Source organism: Psychromonas sp. MB-3u-54 (assembly GCF_002836415.1).
Lineage (GTDB): Bacteria > Pseudomonadota > Gammaproteobacteria > Enterobacterales > Psychromonadaceae > Psychromonas.
Map to the genome: position 1 here is coordinate 73,101 of NZ_PJBP01000088.1, position 9,750 is coordinate 82,850.

The following is a 9,750-nucleotide window of genomic DNA, read 5'->3' on the forward strand; positions in this document are numbered from 1 at the left end:
GTTATCTTCCTTAAGCTATTTTAAACAGGGTTTCACCCACGGCAACAGAAGAACCTTCTTTGACAAAAACGCCTTGGATCACGCCTGATTTTGGTGCACGAATCTCAGTTTCCATTTTCATCGCTTCCATTATCAATAGCACATCTCCTTCCTCAACCTTTTCACCTTCACTGACTAACACTTTAAAGATATTACCCGCCAATGGTGCAGGTAACTCTTCGCTCATCACTGTCGCTGTCGCTGTCGTTGTTGTTTCCGTTGCTGCTGATAAGGTTGCGCTCGGCGATCCTGGTGCGATCCCCTCGACACTGCCTTCAGGACCAACTTGGACAGTATATAATTGCCCATCAACCGCCACTGAATAAGTTTCAGCAGCACCTGGCTGCGCCTTGGCTGCCGCTGGCTTAAGATCATCAGCACTGGGTACGGGCTCAAATGCATCGGGGTTATTACGGTTTTCTAAAAACTTAAGACCAATTTCAGGGAATAAAGCATAAATCAATGCATCATCGGTTTCATGTTGCGCAATTTTAATGCCTTTTTCAGTAGCAAGTTTCTTAAATTCTGCTTGGATACTTTTCATCTCAGGTGCAATATTATCAGCAGGACGACAAGTAATTGCAGTTCCGCCATCTAATACTTTCGCCTGCAGTTCAGCATTAACAGGGGCAGGTGTTGCACCATACTCTCCTTTTAACACGCCGGCAGTTTCTTTAGTTATATTTTTATAACGCTCACCCATCAATACATTAATAACAGCTTGTGTACCAACAATTTGAGAAGTCGGGGTAACCAGCGGAATATAACCAAGATCTTTACGCACGGCGGTGATTTCCGCCAACACTTGATCCATCTTGTTTGCAGCACCCTGCTCTTTAAGCTGGCTTTCCATGTTAGTTAACATGCCGCCAGGTACTTGGGCAATCAGGATGCGCGGATCAACACCTTTTAATTCGCCTTCAAATTTCACATATTTTTTACGGACATCACGAAAGTAAGCGGATATCTCAGCGAGTTTAGGCAGTTCCAGCCCCGTATCGCGCGCTTCACCTTCAACAATTGAAACAAGTGTTTCAGTGGGAGTATGTCCATAGGTCATCGACATAGAAGAAATGGCAGAATCAATAATATCAATACCTGAATCAATCGCTTTCTGGTGCGTTGCGATACTGAGCCCGGTCGTTGCATGACAATGTAATGCTAATGGAATATTGGTGCTTGCCTTGATTTTTGTAATCAATTCTTCTGCAACATAAGGCTTTAATAAACCCGCCATGTCTTTAATGCATAAAGAATGACATCCCATATCTTCAAGGCGTTTTGCCATATCGACCCAGTTATCAACCGTATGCACAGGGCTAGTGGTATAAGAAATAGCACCCTGGGCATGCGCACCAATTTTAACCGCAGATTTAACCGCAGTTTCAAAATTGCGCACATCATTCATTGCATCAAATATGCGGAAGACATCCACACCATTGGTATGGGCTCGCTCTACAAATTTTTCAACAACATCATCGGCATAATGGCGGTAACCTAATAAGTTTTGACCGCGTAATAACATTTGCTGCGGCGTATTAGGCATGGCAGCTTTTAAAGCACGCAGTCGCTCCCATGGATCTTCCCCTAGGAAACGGATACAGGAATCGAACGTAGCTCCACCCCATGTTTCCAATGACCAGAAACCAATTTTATCCAACTTCTCCGCAATAGGTAACATATCCTCGGTGCGCATGCGTGTTGCAAATAATGATTGATGCGCATCGCGTAGGACAACTTCAGTGATGCCAAGAGGCTTAGACATATTTACTTGATCCTTCATTTTTCATTTCCTATTATGCGGTTTTAGTTTTGTGATATTGGTGCACAGCCGTGGTGATAGCGGCTATTATTGCAGGATTAATTGTAGATTCTGTAGAGTTCTTTTTCGCTGAATTTTGCTGAGTCGTTTTTTTAGGTTGCTCTGCTGGCATATATTTTGCCATCAAAATGACAATAACCATCAATAAACCTAAAAACAGAAAGACGAAGCCCATCCCAAGACCCAACAATTGCAACGCGGTAAACAGTAACTGAGTGATATCCATAGTTCTTCTATCCTTTTCTACACTGATCTAATCGATACATTTAATAAACGCCTTACAATGAATAAATATTCAAAAATAATGTTTTTTATCTATCAACTCCTTGATATAAAGCTAACCTAATATACATGAGTGCATTAAACAGCACCTTAACAGCATATTAAGTGTACTTTTTTTTACCTCAAATGTGAATAGTTCATAACCGTTAGTTTAAACATTCAGTATTTCCATAAAAGCATATATCAGTATGCTCTATAAAATCAGATATCCGTAGCGCTATAGAGGCATAGACTTTATAAAAAGAGAGGTGCAACACAAAAAAGAAAAGTAATGTAGAAAAAATATAAATATATTTTGGTGATAATTTTATGATCTAAATGTAATTTGTTTTTATTGTAACTTAATGAATTATAAAGATTACAGGGGATTTAAGATTGTAAATATTGAGTTAGAGGCAGTGCTTAAAAGTGGTGCGGGTGAAGGGATTCGAACCCCTGACCACCTGGTTCGTAGCCAGGTACTCTATCCAGCTGAGCTACACCCGCATAGTGTATAATATTAATGGATTTAATATTATAAAGCCCTTAAAAACAAAAAAACTTACATGGGTAAGTTTATAAAGAATGGTGCGGGTGAAGGGATTCGAACCCCTGACCACCTGGTTCGTAGCCAGGTACTCTATCCAGCTGAGCTACACCCGCCGCGATATTCTTTTGTTTTTAATTTTTGATTCTTAGTGCTCACCACTTTCTGCAAAAAAAGATGGTGCGGGTGAAGGGATTCGAACCCCTGACCACCTGGTTCGTAGCCAGGTACTCTATCCAGCTGAGCTACACCCGCTTTAAGAATCTACAAGAAATGGCGGTGGAGGAGAGATTCGAACTCTCGAACGGGCTACAAACCCGTTACTCCCTTAGCAGGGGAGCGCCTTCGGCCACTCGGCCACCCCACCGTCGTCTTGTGGGGCACATAGTACGGCGTTCTAAAAACAAGTCAAACACTTTTTGACAACTCAATTCTGTTTGCTTATTTATTGCACTAAATCGGTTAATTAGCTTCCCAATCCGAGCTTTTATACCCCATAAGGGTCTGGACATAGAGTTAGAAACGGATGAGCCTCTTTCAAATTAAGCCGACAATATGATGGAATTGGACAGCGCCTTCCAACTAATACCAATCCGCATAAGTAAATGCTCTAAAATTGCGAAGGAAAAAATAATGATAGCAAGACGTTTGATTGAGCAATAGCTGGCTATTGGGATTGAAAACAACGACGCTAGCGTTAATTTTAACAAGTAAGATAGGTCAGATATTTATGCGGATTGGTATAACGGGTTAAAAATCATTTTAAATCAAAAAAAAAGGGCCTAAAGGCCCTTTAAAAAGAATAATATGTTTATTGCTTCTTATTATTGATTATTCATCGCTTTTTTCGGCTTGAATCCGCATATAAATTTCTTCGCGGTGAACCGATACTTCTTTCGGTGCGTTTACACCAATTCTTACTTGATTACCTTTTACGCCCAAAACGGTCACGGTAACATTATCGCCTATCATCAGTGTTTCACCAACTCGGCGTGTTAATATAAGCATGCCCCAGCTCCTGTTAGGATTAATCTATCCATTGAAATCAAGTATGGACCAGCACCGGCTATCTTGCCTGTGTTTTTACTGCACCATATCCCAAAATTTATTTTTCTTCTGTCGGGTCGTCAGCAAGTTTAAAGGCTTTATGTAATGCGCGCACAGCAAGTTCGAGATACTTACTATCAACCAACACTGAGATTTTTATTTCTGACGTTGCAATTTGGTGCATATTAATACCTTCTTGCCCCAGTGTTTCAAACATTATTTTAGCAACACCCGGATGGTTCCACATGCCAACGCCCACCACAGAAACTTTTGCTATTTCCTTATTGCCCTGAACATTATCAGCATGTAATGAGACACATACCTTCTCTAATAGTTCCTTGGTTTGCTCATAATCGTCACGGTGCACGGTAAAAGTGAAATCTGTTTTCCCATTACCGAGCGTATTTTGTACTATCATATCCACATCGATATTCGCATCACCAATAGGCGAGAGAATTTGTGCTGCAACGGTCGGTTGATCTGGTACACCCGATAAGGTTAAACGAGCTTCATCACGATTAAACGCAATACCGGAAATGACGGGAGATTCCATTTTATTTTCCTCATAACAGATTAGCGTGCCGCCACCATCTTTAAAACTTGATAGGACACGAAGTGGTACATTATATTTTCCAGCGAACTCGACTGAGCGAATTTGTAAAACCTTAGCGCCTAAGCTTGCCATTTCAAGCATCTCTTCAAAGGTAATACTATCTAAACGGCGAGCATTGGGTTCAACACGCGGATCAGTTGTATAAACACCGTCAACATCGGTGTAAATTTGGCATTCATCCGCTTTTAAGGCAGCAGCAATGGCGACCGCAGACGTATCCGAGCCTCCCCGGCCTAACGTAGTAATATCATTAGCTTCCGAGCGACCTTGAAAACCTGCAACGACAACCACCCGTCCAAGTTTTAAATGCGCCTTAATATTTTTTGTTTCAACATCTAAAATACGCGCCTTACTGTGACAGGCATCTGTCTTTAAACGGATTTGATCACCTGTCATAGAGACGGCATCAAGACCTAAACTGTGTAATGCCATTGATAAAAGTGCAATGGTAGTTTGCTCGCCAGTGGTTAATAACACATCCATTTCACGAGGACTTGGGTTTGCTGTTATTTCTTTTGCGAGCGCTATCATACGATTTGTCTCACCCGACATGGCGGATAATACAACCACAACATCATGACCGTCTTCTTTGGTTTTTTTGATTTTTTCAGCCACGCTTTTTATGCGCTCAATGTTACCGACCGAGGTTCCACCATATTTTTGAACTAATAATGCCATCGTTATTTCCCATATCTTCAAGCTATTTACATAGCAAATCTGCCTATTACAAGCGATCACTTAACCAGGGTGCCACTAATGCGAGTGCATCAGTTAAAGCAGCAGGATTGTTACCTCCTGCCATGGCCATATCCGGACGACCGCCCCCTTTTCCGCCAACAGGACCGGCAACAAGATTAACTAACTCGCCGGCTTTCACTTTTTTGATTAAATCTTTAGTCACACCAGCAATTAAACTGACCTTATCATCGGCTGCGACGGTTGCTAAAACAACAATACCCGATTGCATTTTATTTTTCATTTGATCAACACTATCACGCAATAATTTAGGATCTATTCCTTCGATATTTGCAATAACAACCTTTACGCCGTGTATTTCAATGGCATTATCAATCAGATTTGCGCCCGCTGCACTGGCAATTTTTGCTTTAAGCTCTGCGACCTCTTTTTCTAATAATTTGCTGCGATCCACAAGCTGTTCTATTTTGTCGCCTAAATTAAACTGATCCCCTTTAACCAGACCACAAGCTTTATCAACTTCGACGAGTAACTCCGAAATCACCTGATCCGCAGCGACTCCAACGGTCGCTTCTATACGACGAACACCGGCAGCAATACCCGACTCAGAGCGAATCAAAAACAATCCCAGATCACCTGTCCGCTTGGCATGAGTACCACCACACAACTCAGTTGAGAAGTCCCCCATCTGTACAACACGTACCATTTCATCGTATTTTTCACCAAATAGGGCCATAGCGTTAGAAGCCTTAGCTTCTTCTATGTCCATTAATTTAGTCACAACTTCATGGTTATTACGAATTGCTTCATTGACCAAAAAAGTCACTTCAGACAAAATGTCCGCAGACAGCCCTTCAAAATGGGAAAAATCAAAGCGTAATTTATCCGCATCGACCAAGGAGCCCTTTTGGGTAACATGTTCACCTAGGGTTTTACGCAGCGCCGCATGTAATAAATGGGTAGCAGAATGATGTAACGCGATAGACTGACGGCGGGCTGGATCAACTTCTGCATGCACTTTATCATTAACCTTCAGTGATCCCATGCTGATATAACCGCTATGCACAAATGCATCACCGGATTTTTTAGTATCGGTCACCACAAATATGCCATTAGTAAGTATTAACTTACCAGCATCACCACATTGACCACCAGCTTCAGCGTAAAATGGCGTTGTTGATAGAATAACTTGTCCGCTTTGACCTTCTTTTAATGAATCAACAAAAGCCCCCTCCACCACTAAGTGAGTGACCGTCGCCGCACCTTGCAGTGTTTCATAACCAATAAATTCAGTTTTTTGATCGATAATCAGGGTTTTATTGTAATCTATGCCAAAATTATTTGCTTGCTGCGCACGTTTACGCTGCTCAGCCATAGCTTTATCAAAACCAGCCTCGTCAATTGTCAAACCGCGTTCACGGGCAATATCGGCAGTCAAATCAGCAGGAAAGCCGAATGTATCGTAGAGTTTAAAAACAATATCACCGGGGATCACCTGACCTTTAATATTATCCAGTTCACCGTCTAAGATCTGTAAACCACGATCCAGCGTTTTTGCAAACTGCTCTTCTTCCCGGCGTAATATTTTTTCCACAAATAAACGTTGCTTGGATAGTTCAGGGTAAGCGTCACCCATCTGATTAATTAATTCGTCATAGATTTTGAAGAAGAAAATGTCCTTCGCACCCAATTTATGACCGTGACGTACTGCACGACGAATAATTCGACGCAAAACATAACCACGTCCTTCATTGGAAGGCATTACACCATCACAAATTAAGAAACCGCATGAGCGGATGTGATCAGCCACAACACGTAAAGATTTGTCTTCCAGATCGCTTGCCCCTGTTACTTCGGCAACTTTTTTAATTAAACTCTGAAAAATATCAATCTCATAGTTTGAATGGCAGTTCTGCATGATCGCAGAGATACGTTCAAGCCCCATCCCCGTATCCACAGAAGGTTTAGGTAAATTTTCCATGGTGCCATCGGCATGACGATTGTATTGCATGAAGACAATATTCCAGATCTCGATATAACGATCGCCATCTTCTCCGGGTGTACCTGGAGGACCGCCCCAAACATCTTCACCATGATCATAAAATATTTCGCTGCAAGGACCGCACGGACCGGTATCTCCCATTGACCAAAAGTTATCTTTTGCACCAATACGTGATACGCACTTAGGATCCACACCTATCTCTTCGATCCATATTTTTTCGGCTTCAAGATCTTCATCAAAGACAGTGATCCATAACTTATCTTTTGGCAGCCCCAATTCAACGGTTAAATATTCCCACGCAAAGCCAATCGCCTCACGCTTAAAATAATCACCAAAGCTAAAGTTCCCTAACATCTCAAAAAAAGTATGATGACGTGCGGTGTAACCCACATTGTCTAAATCGTTATGCTTACCTCCGGCGCGCACACAGCATTGACTCGATGTGGCTTTGGTATAAGCCCTTTTTTCGGTACCAATATAGGTATCTTTAAATTGATTCATGCCGGCATTGGTGAACAGCAAGGTGGGATCATCGTGAGGGACAAGTGAACCACTACTGACACTTTGGTGGCCTTTATTAACGAAGAAGTCGCGAAATCCCTGGCGAATTTCATTAGTTGATTTGATCATGAGTTATTCCATATGAAGTATCTGTTCCGTTATTCTATGGATCAATAAAAAAACGTCAAATAAGTTAAAAATAAATGAGGTTTAATATAGCATGTCACTTGAAAAGGGCAAAGAAGCTAACGAATACCAAATGCATTAAAAATATAATCAGTCTTGCTGGTTAAAATTAACGCTATCTGCATTATGAGTTTTATTCGGAACATTCTGTTCCTCACCACTTCGTGGCCAGCTAAAGCTGTTCAAAATCGTTCCATACGATTTTGTATTCAGAACATCCTGTCCCTCACCACTTCGTGGCCAGCTAAAGCTGTTCAAAATCGTTCCATACGATTTTGTGAAAGGAGAATAACTACTTCCTGCAACTAATGCCTTGCTAGCGTTAATTTTTCCGGCGCAATACAAGATCACCACTTTAATGCACTTGGTATAACGATCAATTTAATTTACATTAATAATGAAAGCATTTGTGCTTCTGTCACTATTATTTTTAACCTGAACTGTTTTTTGGGAGTATGACGGGACAGTCAAAATGGGAGCCAAAAATCTACATAGCGCTTATTAGGAAGTGAATCATTATCTCAAGCACAGCCTTTATTGAATTAACTGCCATTAAGAAAGGAGACTAATAACAAAATAAAATTGATTCTATTAATGGCGGCTTCGATAATATTTGTCTAAGACTTATGCTTTTTATCATTAATATGAATATCGCCTTAGTCGTCACAAACGGCGATAGGGCGATCAAAAAAGGCGTGAAATATCACGCCTTTTTTGTAGCCTATAAAATATCAATACAGGTTTAATTTACTGAATTAAACCTCTTCAGCAGATTTTTTTTCTTCAATGACTTCTGCTTTCGGCATTAACGCTTCGCGAATTTTAGCTTCAAGCTCTTCGGCTGATGCCGGGTTGTCTTTTAAATACTGGCTTGCATTGCTCTTACCTTGACCAATTTTAGCGCCATTGTACGAGTACCAAGAACCCGCTTTTTCAACAAATTCTTGTTTAACGCCCAAATCAACCAACTCACCGAAATGGTTAATACCTTTACCGTATAGAATCTGAAACTCTGCTTGCTTAAAGGGTGGCGCGACTTTATTTTTAACCACTTTTACGCGTGTTTCATTACCAATAATTTCTTCACCGTTTTTAATCGCGCCAATACGGCGGATATCTAAACGCACTGAAGCATAGAACTTAAGTGCATTACCACCCGTAGTCGTCTCCGGATTACCGAACATAACGCCGATCTTCATGCGGATTTGGTTAATGAAAATAACCATAGTATTGGTCTGTTTGATGTTCCCGGTTAATTTACGTAATGCTTGCGACATTAAACGAGCTTGAAGTCCCATGTGAGAATCACCCATATCGCCTTCAATTTCAGCTTTAGGTGTTAACGCAGCAACGGAATCGACAACCACCACTCCTACGGCGCCAGAGCGCACCAGCATGTCACAGATTTCTAATGCCTGCTCACCAGTATCCGGCTGAGAAATAAGCAGGTTGTCAACATCCACGCCGAGTTTTTTGGCATAGGTCGGGTCAAGTGCATGTTCGGCATCGATAAATGCACAGGTTTTACCTTGTTTTTGCGCTTCGGCAATAACTTGTAAGGTTAGGGTTGTCTTACCCGAACTCTCCGGACCATAAACTTCAACACAACGGCCGTAGGGCAAACCACCTATACCCAACGCAACATCCAAACTTAATGAGCCAGTTGAAACAGAATCAATTTCCATCGATGCTGCATCATCACCTAAACGCATGATTGAGCCTTTACCAAATTGTTTTTCAATTTGTCCAAGAGCTGCAGCTAATGCTTTATCTTTGTTTTTATCCTGACTCATTTTATCTCCAGATTTGTGTGATCGTACTTTTATTTAACTGTATATGCACTCAGTGCTCATGGCTAAGTATACTGTTGATTTACACAGTATCAAGTGCTTTTTATGTTTTTATTATCAGCCTAGAGCAATCAGTATATTCGCCTGATCATTCTATAGCAACGCCCTCAATTAAACCGAGTAGCGCAAGGGGTATCGCCTGATCATTCTATAGCAACGGCCTCAATTAAACCGAGTAGCGCAAGG

The 9,750-nt window shown here is 41.4% G+C and carries 6 protein-coding genes and 4 tRNA genes; all 10 read right to left on the reverse strand.

Annotated features, from left to right (window positions below; translation table 11 throughout):
* Positions 1-10: 10 nt before the first annotated feature.
* Positions 11-1,804, reverse strand: a complete 1,794-nt coding sequence (gene oadA, locus CXF72_RS02395) for a sodium-extruding oxaloacetate decarboxylase subunit alpha (RefSeq protein WP_101036650.1) — start codon at positions 1,802-1,804, stop codon at positions 11-13.
* A gap of 31 nt (positions 1,805-1,835) precedes the next feature.
* Positions 1,836-2,087: an oxaloacetate decarboxylase subunit gamma gene (locus CXF72_RS02400; protein ID WP_101036634.1), complete on the reverse strand. Its 252-nt coding sequence runs from the start codon at positions 2,085-2,087 to the stop codon at positions 1,836-1,838.
* 465 nt (positions 2,088-2,552) lie between these two features.
* Positions 2,553-2,629 (reverse strand) — tRNA-Arg (locus CXF72_RS02405).
* A gap of 79 nt (positions 2,630-2,708) precedes the next feature.
* Positions 2,709-2,785 (reverse strand) — tRNA-Arg (locus CXF72_RS02410).
* Positions 2,786-2,847: 62 nt separating this feature from the next.
* Positions 2,848-2,924, reverse strand: a tRNA-Arg gene (locus tag CXF72_RS02415).
* A gap of 19 nt (positions 2,925-2,943) precedes the next feature.
* Positions 2,944-3,036: transfer RNA gene (locus CXF72_RS02420), tRNA-Ser, on the reverse strand.
* A gap of 464 nt (positions 3,037-3,500) precedes the next feature.
* Complete coding sequence (csrA, locus tag CXF72_RS02425) at positions 3,501-3,677, reverse strand: carbon storage regulator CsrA (RefSeq protein WP_101036636.1); 177 nt, start codon at positions 3,675-3,677, stop codon at positions 3,501-3,503.
* A gap of 97 nt (positions 3,678-3,774) precedes the next feature.
* Entirely contained in the window at positions 3,775-5,007 is a 1,233-nt protein-coding gene (locus tag CXF72_RS02430) for an aspartate kinase (RefSeq protein WP_101036638.1), read from the reverse strand.
* Between the two features lie 46 nt (positions 5,008-5,053).
* Entirely contained in the window at positions 5,054-7,657 is a 2,604-nt protein-coding gene (alaS, locus tag CXF72_RS02435) for an alanine--tRNA ligase (protein ID WP_101036639.1), read from the reverse strand.
* Between the two features lie 812 nt (positions 7,658-8,469).
* Positions 8,470-9,507, reverse strand: a complete 1,038-nt coding sequence (recA, locus tag CXF72_RS02445) for a recombinase RecA (protein ID WP_101036642.1) — start codon at positions 9,505-9,507, stop codon at positions 8,470-8,472.
* Between the last annotated feature and the right edge of the window lie 243 nt (positions 9,508-9,750).

What these genes read in the sequence shown, in the direction of transcription:
- alaS (WP_101036639.1), bottom strand. Translation starts at nt 7,657, where the DNA reads ATGATCAAATCAACTAATGAAATTCGCCAGGGATTTCGCGACTTCTTC.
- recA (WP_101036642.1), bottom strand. Translation starts at nt 9,507, where the DNA reads ATGAGTCAGGATAAAAACAAAGATAAAGCATTAGCTGCAGCTCTTGGA.
- CXF72_RS02400 (WP_101036634.1), bottom strand. Translation starts at nt 2,087, where the DNA reads ATGGATATCACTCAGTTACTGTTTACCGCGTTGCAATTGTTGGGTCTT.
- oadA (WP_101036650.1), bottom strand. Translation starts at nt 1,804, where the DNA reads ATGTCTAAGCCTCTTGGCATCACTGAAGTTGTCCTACGCGATGCGCAT.
- csrA (WP_101036636.1), bottom strand. Translation starts at nt 3,677, where the DNA reads ATGCTTATATTAACACGCCGAGTTGGTGAAACACTGATGATAGGCGAT.
- CXF72_RS02430 (WP_101036638.1), bottom strand. Translation starts at nt 5,007, where the DNA reads ATGGCATTATTAGTTCAAAAATATGGTGGAACCTCGGTCGGTAACATT.